A 17,098-nucleotide genomic window follows, 5' to 3' on the forward strand; every position below is an offset into this window, starting at 1 on the left:
CATTTTTATTACTTTTTTATTTAATAACTTTTATAATAAAAGAGAAATTATTTTTAAGGAGTGAGTCCTATAAAAACCCAGGATGCTATAAAAAAATATCTACTGTCAAAAAAAACACAAAAAAAGTTGGCTGTTTTTTTATATTTGGCTAAACAAACCAATCTTAATTTGTCTAGCGTTGCAAAAACATTCGATTTGTCCAATAAAAATTTATCAATCTATCTTCATGAAATCCAAGAAGACTTAGCCGAAATTAATGAAAGTACCTTAAAAATCCAAATAAATCATGGAAAAATTTCGTTACATACGTCTGAAAATGATTTTCTTTCTCATTATTTCTTATTGTTTAACTATTATTGTTTAAATTCTACTGACTTTATTCTTTTCCAAGCAATTATCAAAAAAGAAAACAATTCTGTCTGGAAAGTCAGTCAAGAAACAAATTTTAGTTCTTCTTATATTTATAAAAGACTCAATAATATTAATAAGTTACTAGCTCTTTACGGTATTTCGGTACATTTTTCACCTTCAGCTAGCAAAGTGATAAAAGGTACTGAGTTTCAAGTTATCTATGCATTCCTAGATGTTTATTGGACTATATTCTTAAACACTTTAGCCTTACCAAAGTATACGTCTACTTATTTTGAAGATATACTGACTCAACACATTAAACCAGAAATACTTGAACGGTTAGAGTTTGCTTCCCGATTAAAATTAAATTTACTCTTACACATTGCGAAATACCGCTTCCCCTATACTTGTGAAGTAGAACTCCAAAAAGAATTTGAAAAGCACCCTTATTTATCACTTTATTCGGAACCTACTCAAACTATCTTTTGTTGTCAATCAGATTTTTCAAAAACACAAAAAGAAGTCATCAATATCATTGCACCAATCGCAATTGATAATTTTGATTCAGCAAAACAAGCTGAATATTTACTGGCTTCTTTAATTGAAATTTCTTGTCCCGAATATTACTACGTAGATGCCTTACTAACCGATTTTTGCCAAGTTTTTCAGATTTCAGAAATGCGCGAAGTTGATCGTCATTACTTTTTACTTATTTTGTTTAAAAATGTTGTTTACAATCAACTGTTTATTTCTAAACAACCAAATACAGCAATTCTAGATTTCTTAGTCAATAAAAACAGTGCTAGCCAAAAGACTTTACAGAAGGAAATTTATGATTTTTATCAAAGTTTTTCAGGTAACTTCCCTTATCAATTAGAATTTAAAGACCAAGAAAATCCTAATTGGATATGCGAATTACTACTAAGAATCTATAAACATTATAGCCCACGTACTAAAATAAAAATTGGCGTGTCGTATTCTCGCGATTTTTACATTGCGAGTTTTATCATGATGAAAATTAAACAAGCGTTTAGTGAGGACATTATTTTTGAACGAACGAATTTTTCTACTTGCGACATTGTAATTACTGATTATCCTATGTTTAATTTGCCTAAAAAAATTGAACGAATTTATATTTTAGAAGAAGAGTTAACCCGGGAAGATTGGGAATTAATTTTCAGTAAAATAAGTATCGCTATTTTCGATTTACAATAAAAAAGAACGAACCCAAAAATTAGTGTAGATTTCTGGGTTCGTTCTTTTTTTCTATTCAGTTAGTTATTCGTTTTTTCTATTAAATAGTGAATAAATAAATTACTGCAGCTAATGAAGCACCTAAGATAGGTCCCACAATTGGCACCCAAGAATAAGCCCAATCAGAATCACCTTTTGTTTTCACAGGAATAATTTGGTGCGCTAAACGAGGTCCTAAATCACGTGCAGGGTTAATTGCATAACCTGTAGGTCCGCCTAATGATAGACCTAGTCCTAAGACCAAAATCCCAACAAGCATTGGATTAATGCCAGCCGCTAAGTCGTTTTGAGAAAAGGCTAGTAAGCCAAAAACCAAGACAAATGTGCCGATAATTTCTGTTAAAACATTGGCTGGATAGTTACGGACAGCTGGACCAGTGGCGAAGGTTCCTAAAATAGCACCTTTGTCTTCTGTAATGTTCCAATGGGGTAAATAAGCTAACCAGACAACTAAACCACCAATAAAACCGCCTAGGACTTGAGCTACGATATAAGGTAAAACCATGCCCCATTCAAAGTTTCCAGTAATTGCCATCGCAACTGTTACAGCAGGATTTAAATGCGCTGGACTCATATACCCAGACATGTAAACAGCTAATGTAACAGCAGCGCCCCAACCTAAAGCAATAACGACCCAACCAGAAGCAAAGGCTTTGCTTTTCTTCAAGTTAACTGCGGCACAGACGCCATCCCCTAGTAAAACTAAAATCATCGTTCCGAAAAATTCACCGAATAATTGTGTCATCATCGAAGTTCCCATTTTTTCTTCACCCTACTTTCAAATTTTTTAAATCTGATTCTTCAATTACTTTTTCTAATGTTTCAATGTGTCGTGCTCTTTCTTCCGCTGTCCACTGATAATGCTGTGCCATTTCTTCAATGACTCCCGCTTTCACTTGGTCCAAACGATCACGCATAAACAATAAGTGGTTGGTCCGTCGCAATAAAAAGTCGACGGGTGTTAAAGCCATTTCTTCTTCCATCGCATAGTTTAAAGAGATAGTTTCTGTTAAGGTTAAACCAGGAATTACTTTGGCATCATCAATCATTTCAAAAACAGTTGGTACGTTGGAGCCATATAAATGAGCTAAGTATAGTGCATCCTTTTCACTTAACCCTTTAGATACGCCATGTTTTGCCAACGCTTCTAATTCTTCGTCTACCGTTGCAGGGTTCAATTTCCCGCCTGAAACTGGATAGTTTTTAGAATCAATTAAGGTGAATTCTTTTTGGTATTCTTCTGCTAAGATGGTTTGAATCATTTTCATCGCACCTTCTGCCATTTTACGATAATCTGTTAATTTCCCACCAGCCAAAGTGAGCAAGCCATCCGCTGATCTTTCCAATGAGCTGCCTCGAGAGACAGCTGAAGGATTGACTTTATTTTCCACCAAACTGTCTTCTAGATGGTTTAGGACTTCTTCAATTTCTCGTTTATCTGTTTGGTTTTTTTGGTATCTGTCAACGACATCAATGACTTCATCAATACTTTTATCTGAAAGTTTGCCATTGTTTCCCCCGTTATAATCTGAGCCACCGTTAGCAGAAATTAAAGGTCGTAAGCCAGCCCAGCTGGCTTCAATATCATCAATTGTTAATTGCACCTCTGGATAACGATTATTTACTACTTCCAATAGGTAATCCACATCACTTTGTTCTACTGTTGGATGTTGAAAATCTCCATGGTAATCTGTATCCGTCGTCCCAAAATATGTTTTTTCTTCTCTTGGAACAACGAAGACCATGCGGCCATCTTGTTTACCTGTATCAAAATACGTTGGTTGAGGAACATTTAAACGGCTTTTGTCGACAACTAAGTGGACCCCTTTGGTTGGACGCATTTGTGGTGTAAATGAATCGTTTTTGTCTAAGCCTCTTAATTTATCTGACCAAGGACCAGTAGTATTAATCACAACATCTGCGTGAATCTCAAACTGTTCGTCAGTTAGTAGGTCCTTTGCTTGAATGCCAGTAATTTTCCCTTCATCATTGTATAAAAAGCCCACCGCTTGAACCCGACTCACAGCATGCGCCCCGTCAGCTACTGCTTGTTTAATATTTTCAATAACTAAACGAGCATCATTATTTCGGTAATCTAAATAAACACCGCCACCTTGTAGACCTTCACTTTTTAGTTGTGGCTCACGTGCCAAAACCTCGTCTTTTGTTAACAGATAGTTGGCGTACTTGGTACCTGTTACATCAGCTAACTGATCATATAAATCCATTGCTATTTTGACAGAAAATAGATTAAATGTTGCATTTGGCTCATCATAAATCGGCAATAACATGGGGTCCGCTTTAGGGATGTGTGGCGCAATGGATTGAACGACGGCTCGTTCTTTCACTGTATCTGCCACCACCTCCACGTCAAACGTTTTCAAATAGCGGATACCACCATGAACTAATTTGGTTGATCGTGAAGAGGTGCCCTCTGCGAAATCCTGCATTTCAATTAACCCTGTCTTCATTTTAGCGGCACTGGCTTGCAGGGCAACGCCTGCGCCAGTAATGCCACCACCAATAATTAAGACATCTAAGTGTTGTGTTTTTAAAGCGTCGATTGATTGTCGGCGTGTTTCTATTGAGAAAGTCATAGAAAATTCCCCTTTTCCATTTACTTATTTTTACGTTTGAATTGTTGGGTAGCTGCTACTGCTTGTTGCCAACCTTCATATAAATCTTCTCGTTCTTCTTCCGCCATAATGGGTTCAAATTGTTGTCCTTCTTCTTGGAATGCTTTGATTTCTTCTAAGTCTTTCCAGAAGCCAACCGCTAAGCCCGCCAAGAAAGCTGCGCCTAAGGCCGTTGTTTCTAAGTTATGGGCTCTTTGAACAGCAGTGTTTAAAATATCTGCTTGGAATTGCATCAAGAAATCATTGTTTGCTGCTCCACCGTCTACTTTTAAGACGGGAATATCTATGCCTGTATCTTCTTTCATCGTGTCAATAATGTCACGAACTTGATACGCAACTGCTTGAAGTGTCGCTTTGACAAAATCTTCTCTCGTGGTACCGCGTGTCAATCCAAAGACAGCCCCACGCGCTTGTGAATCCCAATATGGTGCACCCAAACCAGTGAATGCAGGAACCACATAAACTTCATTGTGCCCTGTTGACGCTTTGGCTACTGCTTCAGATTCCGCAGCCGTTTGCAACATTTTTAAGCCATCTCGTAACCATTGAATCGCTGAACCAGCCACGAAGATACTTCCTTCCAAGGCATAATATACTTTGCCGTTAATGCCATAGCCAATAGTGGTAAGCAGATTATTTTTAGAAAGTTGAGGTTCTTCGCCAGTGTTCATGACAATAAATGAGCCTGTTCCATAGGTATTTTTAACCATCCCAGGTTCAAAGGCCATTTGACCAAATAAGGCGGCTTGTTGGTCACCAGCCATCCCAGCGATAGGAACTTCACTTCCGTAAAAATGGTAATTTTTTGTTAGTCCATACACTTCAGAGTTCGAAACGACTTTCGGTAACATCACTCGTGGGATATTTAAAAGATCCAAAATTTCTTGATCCCAATCTAAATCATGGATATTAAACAACATCGTCCGACTTGCATTTGAATAATCAGTGACATGAGTATCTCCCGTTAATTTCCAAACGAGCCAAGTATCAATTGTTCCAAACATCAATTCGCCGTTTTCTGCACGTTCTTGTGCACCTTCTACATGATCTAAGATCCAACGAACCTTCGTTGCTGAGAAATAAGCATCAATGATTAACCCAGTTTTTTCATGAATCATTTCGCTGTAGCCATCTTCTTTTAGTTGATCGGCAATAGGTGTCGTTTGGCGTGATTGCCAAACAATTGCGTTATAAATGGGTAACCCAGTTGCTTTGTCCCAAACAACGGTTGTTTCCCGTTGGTTTGTAATCCCAATTCCAGCAATATCTGTAGGTTTCACTCCTGACTCAATTAAAGAACCTGCAATAACGGATTGAACAGAATTCCAAATTTCATTGGCATTATGTTCCACCCAACCTGCATTAGGGAAATATTGAGTAAATTCCTTTTGTGAACTACCAATTTTGTTTCCTTTTTTATCAAAAATAATTGCACGAGAACTAGTCGTTCCTTGATCAATCGCCATAATGTATTTTTCTTCTGCCATGATAATTCCTCCTAAACGTTTTTGAAATCGTTTTCTTTATGTCCCTATCTTACAAACAAAAGAATAACTAAACATGTCAAAAACTTTTTTTATTTTAAAAAAATTGAAAGGATTTCTACTAAAACCAACAAAGACAACGCTTTCAATAATATTTTTATTATCTCTAATTTTTCAATAAAAAGAAACATTTTTGTTTAAAAAAGCCTAATTTTCGACTTTTAGTTGTAAAAAGGCTGGTGCGAGGATCAGACAATTTCCGTCACACCAACCTTTTGTTTATTTCTCCCGCAAGGTACGTATTTTCTTTTTTAATTGTTGCACATCATAGGTCGAACTTAATTCTGACAAAACATAGACTTCCGGTGTTCCTTGATAGCTCGTTTGCTGATAATTAGTTACAATTAAATCATATGTTTGCTCAGGCTGATACCTCTCCACCAGCGTGCCATTCATATTTTTAAGACTGAGCATTAATACTTGTGTTAACGCCGCTTGATAAAGAGCATCCATTGCTAAGTGAATCCCAATTTTTATTTCACCAATCATTTTAAATTCAATTAATGCCAACACGCTTAAATATTTGACCAGAGAAAGTTCATGCAAACTATCTCCTGGTTGATACGTTTCATCAAAACAAGCTAAAGCTTTTTCTAATAACGTTGTTGAAAAAGAAGCTAATTCCCGACTAGATAATTGCTGTTCTTTTTCCCAGATATGGGCCCTATCAAAGACTTCCAATTCTCCTTTAAAAAAATACAGTTTTCCATGAATTTGTGAAAAATAGTAAGCCATGGTTTTCTCAAGAGTAGGTTCAAATTTATGGGGCCGATAATACAAGACCACATTTTCCAAGATAAACGTATCAGCTAAAGAAACAGCGGAACGACGTCCCCGAATTAAGGAATATTCATCAAAGGCTGATTCTGGTAAGACCGACATTGTGATTAGAAAAACAAAATGAATCATGCTTTCTCCTTCATCTAATTCTAATGAATAGCGACTAGAAAAACGGAAAAACAATTGTCGAACTTGCTTAAATAACGGATCTTCTTTAAAATCACTCATTTTCTTTCTCAATTGTTGATATTTTTTTGAAGTGACCGCTAAGCGCTTTTTCGTAATACTCAACCAAAGGCTAACTTTTAACGCATTATGTTCATTAAAAGTAAAACCTAAGCCAGTCTCAATCCCTTCAATTATCCGTTTATTTAACGGCGACATCGTTTTTTTCTGGTGTGTTTCATAGGGAGTAATATACCAATACAACTGAAAGTAAAAGTAACGAATCTGCAATTCTTCTCCCTGTAGTTGTCCATTTTTTATTTGCAAATCAAAGGCGGCTAACAATTGATTGAGTTCTTTAATCTTTCGAAATAAAGAAGACTCACTAATCATAAATTTAGTCGTTAATTGAACAATAGAAAACTCTTTATTACGATATAAATAATCTAAAAGTTGAAATTTAAGAGACTCTTTTACAAATGCTTCAATTAAATGATTCAACGAAAAAAAATCCGATAAGGTGATTGATAGCTGTTGGCCATCATAAGTAAGCTGACAATCCTGTCCAAAAGGTTTCAAAAAATAATGTAAATCCTCTAAGTCTTTTTCAAAGGAGGCTTTTGTGACCGCTAAGAATGCTGTTAAATCAGAGACTGAGCAGGTGCCGCCTGCTAAGATAGTTTGTTGCACCGTTAATAATTGTCGCATTGCTTTCTTTTCCAATAACGTCTCAACTTTCATCGTTCTCTCTCCAATAAGCCGAAGCACCCATCAAATTTGTAATATCATAAATATTGGTTAAGGAAGGTTGATAAAAATAATCTTTTTGTAATAGGTCTGTCAGTGTCTGACCTGTTTGGATACTTAATGCTAAAGTATTTATTTTTTCTAAACAATTGTTTTTTGAACAAAGCTGTGCCCCAAGGACTCGTTGCGTCACTTTATCATAGATTAATTTGCCTAAAATTTCTGTCCCATGTTGTAGAGGCGGCGCTGGCTGTCTAACAATTACGGAAGCAAGTGTTTGCGGAAAAAATAAACCTTCCATTTCGGTTAGACCTGTACTAGCAAGGTAATAGTCCCCTACTTTTGTTCCCATTGTTCGCAAAGAGCCAATGAATCGGTGTGTTTTTTCTTCTAAATTGTTGGCGACTACTAAGCCAGTTCGTACCGCATTGTTCACTAACGGAGCATAAAAAGTTTCCGCGACTGGTTCATTCATAACTGAAATGCAATCTCCGATGGCAAAAACATTCGGCACTGAAGTTTGTAAATAAGGATCCACCGCGATTGTCTGATCCAGATTCCGTTGAATTTTTTTATCCAAATAGGCTAATTGAGGATGTAAGTTTAAAGCAAAAATCCCACTGTCACAAGAAATTTCCTGCTCGCTTGTTTCAAGAACAATACCATTTGCTGTTTCTTCAATTCCTAGGACCGTTTCTTCAAAATGGAAAATTACTGCTTGTTTTTCCAAAGATTTTTGAACTTCTGCAACCATTTCTTTATCAAAATATTTAGGCAATAGATTTTCTAAACTTTCAAAGACATGGACCGTTTTCTTCATTTTCACAAGAAAATCAATAGCTTCCATTCCAATGGGTCCTGCACCAATGACGGCTACTGTCTGGCTTTCTTCCAGTAATGGAACAGCCGCTAAAGCACCTGATAAAAATTTATATTTGAGTAGTTTTTCTGTTTGACTACCACGAATTTGCGTGGAAAACTGGCTCGCGCCTGTCGCTAAAATCAATTTATCATAAGAATACCACTGTTGCTCTTCTTTTCGTGCCCAAGCAATCAATTGGTTCTCAACATCCATTGCCACGACTTCTCTATTTAAAAGCAACTGAATCTTTTGACGACGTAATTCCTCTTCCGTTATGTAACGTGCTTCGTGTAATTCATTGATGGTATGATTAAAATACGCACTTAAGCCACCAGATAAATACCCCACTGTTGCTTGTTTGTCAATTAAAGAAATTTCTGCTTGGGGATATTTTTTCCTTGAAGCAATTGCTGCGGAAATACCTGCGAATGATGCACCAATAATCACAATTTTCATTTGTTTCCTCCTCTGTCAGGACCTACTATACTTCTCTCAGTTTATCATGATTAAAAAGAATGCTAAAGCAACAACTATAGTTTTCACTTAAAATAATTATTTTTGCTGAGCGCATTGCTTTTCAAGCACTTTCATTTTCATTTATAATAAATGTTACTACTGTTTGAGGAGGAGTTTTCATGTCTGCAACAAAAGAGCAATTGGAACTATTTTTATTTTATTTATCTGAAACCCATACAAAAAGTTTATCTTTACATGACTTAGTTACAAGTCGACCACGCCCAGAAGAAGCGCGTATTTTATTAAATATTAACGAGGTTTGCACTTACTACCATAGCGCTCGTGTTCTCTACACAAGTGTTCCTGCTCTTGAAAATAACAAGTCTGAGCCTTTTTTCCAAGCCTTCGAAAATTTTTATTTTGAATTAAAACAACATTTTTTCAATGAAGAAGATGAAACCCATCAATTGAATGAACGTCTAGAGGAAATGAAAATTGCCTTTGAGCAATTGACGGATGACTACAATGTTCTATAATAGAAGAGAACAATTCGTTGAGAAGGGGTCCTTATGAAGCAAGAAGAAGTGATTGAACGTTTAAAAGAAGAACTAAATTTGCCATTTTTTAATGGCACACTAGAAGAAAAGAACTATTCTGAAGCAGATTATCAACAAATCAAGAAAGAGTTAATTCAATACTTTGATGATTATGTGCGAAATGTTGAAAATTAACAAGCTAAAACAACCTTTGATTTTTATAAAATCAAAGGTTGTTTTATTATTAAATAAAAAAATAACAAAAAAACCACCGGCAGTTTTGCCGATGGAAAAGGAGTATTTACTCAATAAGAGTAAAATGAAAAATAAAAAGGTTGTTGTTGGTATGAATTAATAATACAATACACTTTCTCTTTTGTCCATAAAAAAGACATGAAAAAAATATTAAATTCGTTAGTTATTTTTATTAGTTTTTTATTTTTTCAAAAGAATGTTGCTCATCCGTGTAATGGCAAAGGTTAATTCATCCGTTGCTTGATCCTGCTTTTCCTCTGAAGCATTAAATAAATCTGCATCAATACCTGTTTCTGGATCTGTTGCTAAAATCATTTCATTGCATCCTGCTACATATTCTGTATAAGCATGTTGAAATTTTTTATGAATGCCAAGTACTTGTGGCGTCGGTTTTAATGTTCCGACTTTTTTGAGCATTAATTCATATTTTTCAGTACCTTCTTTAAATTTTGCTTGAATTTCTGCAATTCGTTCGGCTGTTAAATCATTCACTTTATTCTTATCAATCGCTTGACGAACTTCTTCGTAATATGGATTCATGACTTCGCCAATATCTTCTGTTGTTTTAACGATATCATTGATTGTTTGAACGTAAAATCCTAAATTTGGTCTCATAACCATCCCTCTTTTCCCTTTTCTCTTTCACTCCATTTTACACTTTTTCTATTCCATCTGACAAGTGGCACTTTTTCAGTCTTTATTCTTTTGATTTTTAACAGAGAAAACATAGTGAGGCATCGTTTTGCCACGGTATGTTTTAATGTATCGATCCCTAACAAGCATCTGGTTTCGAATAGCGACATTCATAGAGGCTAAGTTCGTATCACGAATCGTTGAAATAACTTCTGGAAAATTTAATACATCGAATGCGTATTGCTTTGTCGCTGCGGCAGCTTCAATCGCATACCCTTTGTGCCATTCTTTTCCACATAAATGATAACCAATTTCTGGATAGCTCTTGCCTTTTACTAATTGATTGGTGAGGCCACACTCGCCGATAACTTCGCCTGTTCGCTTCTTCTCTAACGCCCATAAGCCGTAGCCGCATTCTTGATAGGACTGTAAGTTCCACTTTAGCCAGTTTGCAACCTCTTCATCAGAAAAAGCGTGTTCATAGGCATACATCACATTTTCATCTTGCAAAAATTTTTTCAATTCCACTTCATCTTCCATCTGCCATTCTCTGACAATAAGTCGTTGTGTTTCGAAAATAATTTTCCGTTTCAAGCCCTTTCACTCCTTACATAAAGAAAAATTGACTGGTTTAAGTACCAGCCAATTTTCTTTACTTATTTATTAAGCACCTTTACCTGCTTTACGTTGGAAGAACTTCACAATTTCCACAATTGGGATGATAGCAAAAGAAGTACCTGCTACAATTGCCCATTGATATGCATCTAAATGTGTGACGCTGAATAAATCATTAAATCCTGGAATAACAATCGTTGCAGCTAATAGCAAGAACGAAACAAGAATCCCATAGTTAAATGATTTGTTGCGGAATAAGCCAACTTTGAAAATTGATTGATAAATCGACTTCACATTAAAGGCATGGAACAATTGAATTAATCCCAAAGTAGCGAAGGCCATGGTTAAAGCATCGCCGTGTTGTAAATCATACAACGCTTGCGCCGATAAGTTTGTGTTAGCCGCGGTATGTGCTGGGAACATAATTGACATTTTATACACAATCAAAGTCAATGCCCCTTGCGTAATCCCTTGATAAACAACACTGCTTAAAACGCCGCCAGAGAAGAAGTTCGATTTTTTACCACGAGGTTCATGGCTCATCACATCACGTTCTGCTGGTTCCACACCTAACGCAATCGCTGGGAAAGTATCCGTTACTAAGTTAATCCACAATAAGTGAACAGGTAACAAGGTATCCCAATTGAGCATTGTTGCAATAAACAAGGTTAATACTTCCCCTAAGTTAGCTGAAAGTAAATATTGAATCGTTTTTTGGATATTTGAGAAGACTTTACGTCCTTCTTCTACCGCTACAATAATTGTTGAAAAGTTATCATCGGCAAGTACCATATCTGAAGCACCTTTTGATACTTCTGTTCCGGTAATTCCCATACCAATCCCGATGTCAGCAGCTTTTAAGGCTGGGGCATCATTTACGCCATCACCAGTCATCGCAACCACTTTTCCTTCTTGTTGCCACGCTTTAACAATCCGAACCTTGTGTTCTGGTGAAACACGAGCATAGACAGAGTAGCGTCCCACGACTTGTGCGAATTTTTCATCTGACAATTCATTTAATTCAGCGCCTGTAATGACTGCATCGTCGTCGCCTTCTTTGATGATGCCTAAACGTGCCGCAATTGCTTCTGCTGTATCACGGTGGTCACCCGTAATCATAATTGGACGAATACCCGCTTCTTTCGCGACTTTTACAGCATCTGCAGCTTCTTTTCTTTCTGGGTCAATCATACCGACTAAACCAGCAAATGTTAAATCTTTTTCCACAAGTTCAGAACTCATTTCGGCTGGAATCGTCTCAACATATTTATAAGCCATTCCTAAAACACGTAAGGCTTGTTTCGCTAATGAAGTGTTGGTTTTTAAAATTTCTTGACGTTTTGTTTCATCTAATGGACTTGTTTCTCCATTTGATAAGATTTCCGTACAACGTTTCAATAATTCATCTGGTGCACCTTTGACAGAAACTAGGAAGCCACCTGTTTTTAATTCATGAACAGTAGTCATTAATTTACGATCAGAGTCAAAAGGAATCTCTGCCACACGAGGTTCAGCTGCTACTTTTTCGGTTACGTTAAACGCATGATCTAAACCAAATTGTACTAAGGCAGTTTCTGTTGGGTCACCAATTAATGAACCATCTTGAGCGATTTTTGTATCATTCGTAAAGTTCATGATTTTTAAAGCCATATTATCAGCAGGAATTTCTGTGGAAGCAGATAAAACTTGACCATCTGTATACAACGCTTCAACGGTCATTTGATTTAAGGTTAACGTACCTGTTTTATCTGAACAGATAATATCTGTACTTCCTAATGTTTCAACGGCTGGTAACTTACGGACAATCGCATTTTTCTTGGCCATTTTTTGAGTCCCTAAAGCCAAAATAATCGTGACAATCGCTGGTAATCCTTCTGGAATTGCCGCTACAGCTAACGAAATTGACGTTAATAACATGTCAATCCATGAACGACCATTCATCATTCCTACCACAAACATCACCGCTGCAATGACTAAAATGGCAATTGTTAACATTTTACCCAATTGGTTTAAGTTTTGTTTTAAAGGCGTTTCCGTTTCTTGTTCGCTTGCTAGCATGCCAGCAATTTTACCGACTTCTGTATTCATCCCTGTGCCAACCACAACGCCAAGACCACGTCCATACGTCACATTACTATTGGAATAAGCCATATTGATCCGGTCACCGATACCAATATCGGTTCCCTCTAAGATGGTTACTTCTTTTTCAACTGGAACAGATTCACCGGTTAACGCTGCTTCTTCAATTTTTAAGCTATTCGCTTCCAATAAACGTAAATCAGCTGGAACGACATCCCCTGCTTCTAATAAAACAATGTCGCCTGGTACTAATTCATCACTTTTAACAGTAATGACGTGTCCATCACGGCGAACATTCGCATTTGGTGAAGACATTTCTTTTAATGCTTCAATGGCTTGTTCCGCTTTGGCTTCTTGAATGACCCCAAAGATGGCGTTCAAGATAACAACCACTAAGATGATAATCGAGTCTACCACATCATGGGAAAAGACGGCTGAAATGACCGCTGCCGCTAATAAAACAATAATCATAAAATCTTTGAATTGCTCAAAGAATTTCACGGCAAGTGATTTTTTCTTCCCTTCATCTAGCACATTTTCCCCGTACGTTTCTAAACGCTTTTGAGCCTCCTGTGCACTTAATCCATCAGTTGTTGTGTTCATTTTCTCCAAAACAACTGTGTCGTCTTGTGCGTAAAACGCTTCAGACAATTGTGTTTTCTTTTCTTCTGACATGTTCTTCCTCCTCTATTTTTTGCAGCATCCTCCAAGTACTATTTTACATTTCATCAAAAATAAATGAAAAAAAATAGACTTGTGTATGCTACTTCGTCGAACATACATAAGTCTCACCGTTTAAGACAACACCAGAAATTGCTTTCGGAGTTGGTGATGTTGTCACAGCATAAATACTGTCAGTTACTCCCTCATGAAAAAACTATTTAACATTGATTGGAGAACCAATGTTATGAATAATTACTTAATTAGTATACCGTTTTCCACTCTTTTTTTCAAATAAAAGTTCTGCTCATTTGAAAAAAACTGAAATCCTTTCATTCGGATTCCAGTTTCTTGATTTGTATTCGTAAAATACGCTGTTGTCCCCGCTTTCTCGACCAACTAATAACCCAAGAAAGTAAGAAAAGACTAATCACGGTTCCTTCACGAACAAAAATCGGCAAATGATAACTAATGGACAATCCTAGTGCTAAACTGACACAAAAAATATCAACTAAATAACGATAAAACTGAAAACTATAGCGCGTTCTTTCAGAAATAAGTGTACAAAATTTTTCAATGGGAAATTGCAAAACACCTAGCGCAACTACCTGTCCTATCCCGATTCCTGCTATGATTGTCCCTAAAATAAATAGAACAATTTTAACCAAATAATTTTGAAAAACAAGCGAACCAAATAATTGATATAAGAAAAAATTAATGACAAAACCAAAGCCAATTAACGCCACCAAAATAATCAAATAGTCCTGAATTTTACGCTGCTGATCTAACAACCAACACGTGCCTAAAAAAGCGAAATTGATAGCTGTGGTAACAGTTCCGACTTTTAAATGAGTAAGTGTTGCGAAGGTCACATTAAATGCATTAAAACTACTAACTCCAATGCCTGCTTGAATTGTCAAACTGATGCCCAATGCACTAATTAAATAAAAAAGAAACGATAGCACAATTTTTTTCTTCCACATTATAAAAACTCCTCTACTCTTGATACGTCTATTATGTGCTACAATAGAAGAAACAAATAGGAGATATCTCCTATTATAAGGAGAAAAAAATGCTTAAAACAGCCTACCAACAATCACCGAAACAAGAATTAGCTAAAAATACGCCTTTTTTTAATGAAACTGATTTAAAACACAGTTTTATTATCGATTTTGAAAATCAAGAATTCATTCATCACCAAGCAGAGCCATTAAATTATCTTTTTTATTTAATCAAAGGAAAAGCGAAAATTTTAAAAACAGAACGCAATGGCCGCCAATCCATTGTTCAGTTTTTAACGACAGGTGATTTAATTGGCGATTTAACATTAGTTCAAGCGGAAACGATAACCAAGGACGTTATCGCCTTAGGTGAAACCTGTTGTTTGGCTGTACCTTTAGCTTACGCAGAAACTGTTTTAAAAAACAAGGTACTTTTTATGCAGCAACTCAGCCATTATCTAGGGAAAAAAATGCTCCAACGGGTGGACCACTTTACAACGAATCAGACCTATGAACTAAGTTATCGGCTAGCGGAATTGCTATTGGTTGCCGCTAATCACGAAGATGTTTATAAAGAAAAACATACTGAGATTGCCGAATACTTAGGGGTTAGTTATCGCCATCTTATTTATACCTTTAAACAATTTCGAGAGCGCGACTTTATTCAAAAACAAGGAACTGTTTATCACATCAACCGCTTAGCGTTACATTCTTTTGTAAAAAAAATGAAGAGTTAAAGTGGTGGATTGTTGACAAATAATGCGCTTCCCGCTACCCTATTCTTATTAATAAGAAAGAAGGGACAGCAATGGAGCAAGCAGCATTTACTGTATCTAGTTGGCAAGAACAACCGATTGACAATCTTAATGAAAATTTCCCAGTGAATCAAGCGAGCGCTACTTATCAATTGTCAGGCGCCTTATCTGGGACAGCTTCTGTGGAATACTTAATGACTTATCAAGGCTCTTCAATGGCAGATGGGCTTGAAGCTATGGCTCAAGTGGTCGGTTTCCTACATTTCGAAGGAACTTATTTAGGAAAAAAAGGCACCTTTACTGCTTGCGAAAAAGGGACGTTTACACAGGGTCTTTTAGACTGCCCAGGTGAACTATTTCAAGCATCAGGTGAGCTTGCCGGTTTATCCGGTCGCTACACTTATGAATTTAGTCAAGAAGAAGCGCTTCTTCATTTAGACTTTGTATAATAAAAAATTTCAAGGAAAGTTGGTGACATTATTTTACTTATTTTAAATTTGGCGGTTGTAAAAGACAATGGGTGTTTTTGATTAGATTAAACTTTTAAGGAGAAAAATCATGAAAAACACCCGAAACACCGTCCCATCATTACTAATTATTATTTTGCTTGTGGGATTTCCACAAATCAGCGAGTCGATTTTCACACCTATTTTGCCAGCGCTTAGTTCTGTTTTTAACATTCACGATAGCGTGGCACAATTAACCATGAGTATTTATTTTGTTGCCTTTGCCGTTGGCGTTTTATTCTGGGGAATTCTATCCGATACGATTGGACGTCGCCCAGCTATGTTATTAGGAATTTTATGCTATTTAATTGGAAATATTGGCCTTTTTTTGAGTCCGACATTTCCTTGGCTGTTATTCTTCCGTTTAATTCAAGCATTTGGTGCAAGCGTTGGTTCTGTTATTACCCAATCGATGATGCGGGAAAGCTTTAACGATCTTCAAAGAGGGAAAATTTTTGCTCAAACAAGCGCTGCCCTATCGCTATCTCCTGCCATCGGACCCTTAGTCGGCGGACTTGTTCAAACCTATTTTGGCTATCAGCATGTCTTTAGCACCTTAATTGTCATGGCTGTTCTATTACTTTTCTATAGTTTTTATCGTTTACCAGAAACCTTTCACTTAGGAAATACCTTAACGAAAGCGCCTTTTTGGTCTGTGGCGAAACGCCTTTCCTTCGACTCGAAAGTTTGGTGCTACGGCTTATTGATTGGTGGCATTAATGGTTTATTATTTAGCTACTATGCAGAAGCCCCGTTTATTTTCATCAATCACTTTGGCTTTAGCAGTGTCCAATATGGCTTTCTTGGTTTAGTTCTAGCTGTGTCTAGTATTCTTGCTGCGGTTCTTATCAATTGGTTGCTGGGATATTGGTCAGCGGAAAAAATTGCCTTTGCTGGTTTGCTGCTAAGTATCTTTGCGGCTTGCTGTTTATTAATAATGACACAATTTGAAACAATCATTGGTCTTATTTTGTTTATTTTTCTCTTTTTCTTAGGGATTAATATTACTTTGCCCAATGCCTTAAGTATGGCCTTAAAAGGCTATGAATCTGTAATTGGTACTGCCAGTGGGATTTTTAGTTTTGTCTATTACTTGTTTGTTAGTTTCTTTACCTATTTGATTAGTTACTTTCACAATGGTACCATTTGGGTCTTGCCGCTTTACTTTTTAAGTTTTGCTTGTCTGTTAGCTTTCAGCTATTATGTCATTGTTTATCGTAAAACTTTAAAATAAAAATCAAAAAACACACGAATGTTTCGTGT

The 17,098-nt window shown here is 36.5% G+C and carries 15 protein-coding genes; 6 read left to right on the forward strand and 9 right to left on the reverse strand.

All coding sequences use genetic code 11. The features are described 5' to 3' along the window. Nucleotides 1-60 precede the first annotated feature (60 nt). Nucleotides 61-1,566, forward strand: a complete 1,506-nt coding sequence (locus tag IGJ52_RS08185; RefSeq protein ID WP_002366862.1) for a helix-turn-helix domain-containing protein — start codon at nt 61-63, stop codon at nt 1,564-1,566. A 79-nt stretch (nt 1,567-1,645) separates the two neighbouring features. On the opposite strand, the gene IGJ52_RS08190 is transcribed toward IGJ52_RS08185, so the two are convergent. From IGJ52_RS08190 to IGJ52_RS08210, 5 genes are all read right to left on the reverse strand, one after another. Then, entirely contained in the window at nt 1,646-2,365 is a 720-nt protein-coding gene (locus IGJ52_RS08190) for an MIP/aquaporin family protein (RefSeq protein ID WP_002357140.1), read from the reverse strand. 7 nt (nt 2,366-2,372) lie between these two features. Further along, nucleotides 2,373-4,202, reverse strand: a complete 1,830-nt coding sequence (glpO, locus tag IGJ52_RS08195; RefSeq protein ID WP_002366863.1) for a type 1 glycerol-3-phosphate oxidase — start codon at nt 4,200-4,202, stop codon at nt 2,373-2,375. 20 nt (nt 4,203-4,222) lie between these two features. Continuing rightward, complete coding sequence (glpK, locus tag IGJ52_RS08200; protein ID WP_002357138.1) at nt 4,223-5,728, reverse strand: glycerol kinase GlpK; 1,506 nt, start codon at nt 5,726-5,728, stop codon at nt 4,223-4,225. Between the two features lie 276 nt (nt 5,729-6,004). Continuing rightward, the gene (locus IGJ52_RS08205) at nt 6,005-7,471 is read right to left on the reverse strand and encodes a helix-turn-helix domain-containing protein (RefSeq protein WP_010715305.1); all 1,467 of its coding nucleotides are present in this window, start codon (nt 7,469-7,471) and stop codon (nt 6,005-6,007) included. Next, complete coding sequence (locus IGJ52_RS08210; protein WP_010715306.1) at nt 7,461-8,795, reverse strand: FAD-dependent oxidoreductase; 1,335 nt, start codon at nt 8,793-8,795, stop codon at nt 7,461-7,463. The genes IGJ52_RS08205 and IGJ52_RS08210 overlap by 11 nt, the downstream gene beginning before the upstream one ends. Before the next feature lie 179 nt (nt 8,796-8,974). Between IGJ52_RS08210 and IGJ52_RS08215 the strand changes: the two genes are divergently transcribed. Beyond that, nucleotides 8,975-9,331 carry a hypothetical protein gene (locus tag IGJ52_RS08215; protein WP_002419931.1) on the forward strand — a complete coding sequence of 119 codons (357 nt, stop codon included), beginning with the start codon at nt 8,975-8,977 and terminating at the stop codon, nt 9,329-9,331. A gap of 33 nt (nt 9,332-9,364) precedes the next feature. Continuing rightward, on the forward strand, nt 9,365-9,526 hold the full coding sequence (locus IGJ52_RS08220; protein ID WP_002357133.1) for a hypothetical protein: 162 nt from the start codon (nt 9,365-9,367) through the stop codon (nt 9,524-9,526). 240 nt (nt 9,527-9,766) lie between these two features. Here the strand turns inward: IGJ52_RS08220 and IGJ52_RS08225 are convergent, their stop codons facing one another. From IGJ52_RS08225 to IGJ52_RS08240, 4 genes are all read right to left on the reverse strand, one after another. Next, on the reverse strand, nt 9,767-10,207 hold the full coding sequence (locus IGJ52_RS08225; RefSeq protein ID WP_002385841.1) for a hypothetical protein: 441 nt from the start codon (nt 10,205-10,207) through the stop codon (nt 9,767-9,769). A gap of 69 nt (nt 10,208-10,276) precedes the next feature. Next, nucleotides 10,277-10,813 (reverse strand): GNAT family N-acetyltransferase, encoded by a 537-nt coding sequence (locus tag IGJ52_RS08230; protein ID WP_002425928.1) that lies wholly within the window; start codon nt 10,811-10,813, stop codon nt 10,277-10,279. 69 nt (nt 10,814-10,882) lie between these two features. Beyond that, complete coding sequence (locus IGJ52_RS08235; RefSeq protein ID WP_002419934.1) at nt 10,883-13,588, reverse strand: cation-translocating P-type ATPase; 2,706 nt, start codon at nt 13,586-13,588, stop codon at nt 10,883-10,885. A 317-nt stretch (nt 13,589-13,905) separates the two neighbouring features. Next, entirely contained in the window at nt 13,906-14,556 is a 651-nt protein-coding gene (locus tag IGJ52_RS08240; protein ID WP_438792021.1) for a YczE/YyaS/YitT family protein, read from the reverse strand. An 89-nt stretch (nt 14,557-14,645) separates the two neighbouring features. On the opposite strand from IGJ52_RS08240, the gene IGJ52_RS08245 reads away from it, so the two are divergent. The 3 genes from IGJ52_RS08245 (at nt 14,646) to IGJ52_RS08255 (ending at nt 17,069) form a co-directional block, all read left to right on the forward strand. Further along, a complete protein-coding gene (locus IGJ52_RS08245) occupies nt 14,646-15,311 on the forward strand; it encodes a cyclic nucleotide-binding domain-containing protein (RefSeq protein WP_438792022.1) in 666 nt (221 codons plus the stop codon). Nucleotides 15,312-15,382: 71 nt separating this feature from the next. Then, on the forward strand, nt 15,383-15,778 hold the full coding sequence (locus IGJ52_RS08250) for a DUF3224 domain-containing protein (protein WP_002419936.1): 396 nt from the start codon (nt 15,383-15,385) through the stop codon (nt 15,776-15,778). Between the two features lie 109 nt (nt 15,779-15,887). Further along, complete coding sequence (locus tag IGJ52_RS08255) at nt 15,888-17,069, forward strand: Bcr/CflA family efflux MFS transporter (protein WP_202256190.1); 1,182 nt, start codon at nt 15,888-15,890, stop codon at nt 17,067-17,069. The last annotated feature ends 29 nt before the right edge of the window (nt 17,070-17,098 follow it).

It is taken from the genome of Enterococcus sp. DIV1758 (genome assembly GCF_051711985.1).
Lineage (GTDB): Bacteria > Bacillota > Bacilli > Lactobacillales > Enterococcaceae > Enterococcus > Enterococcus faecalis.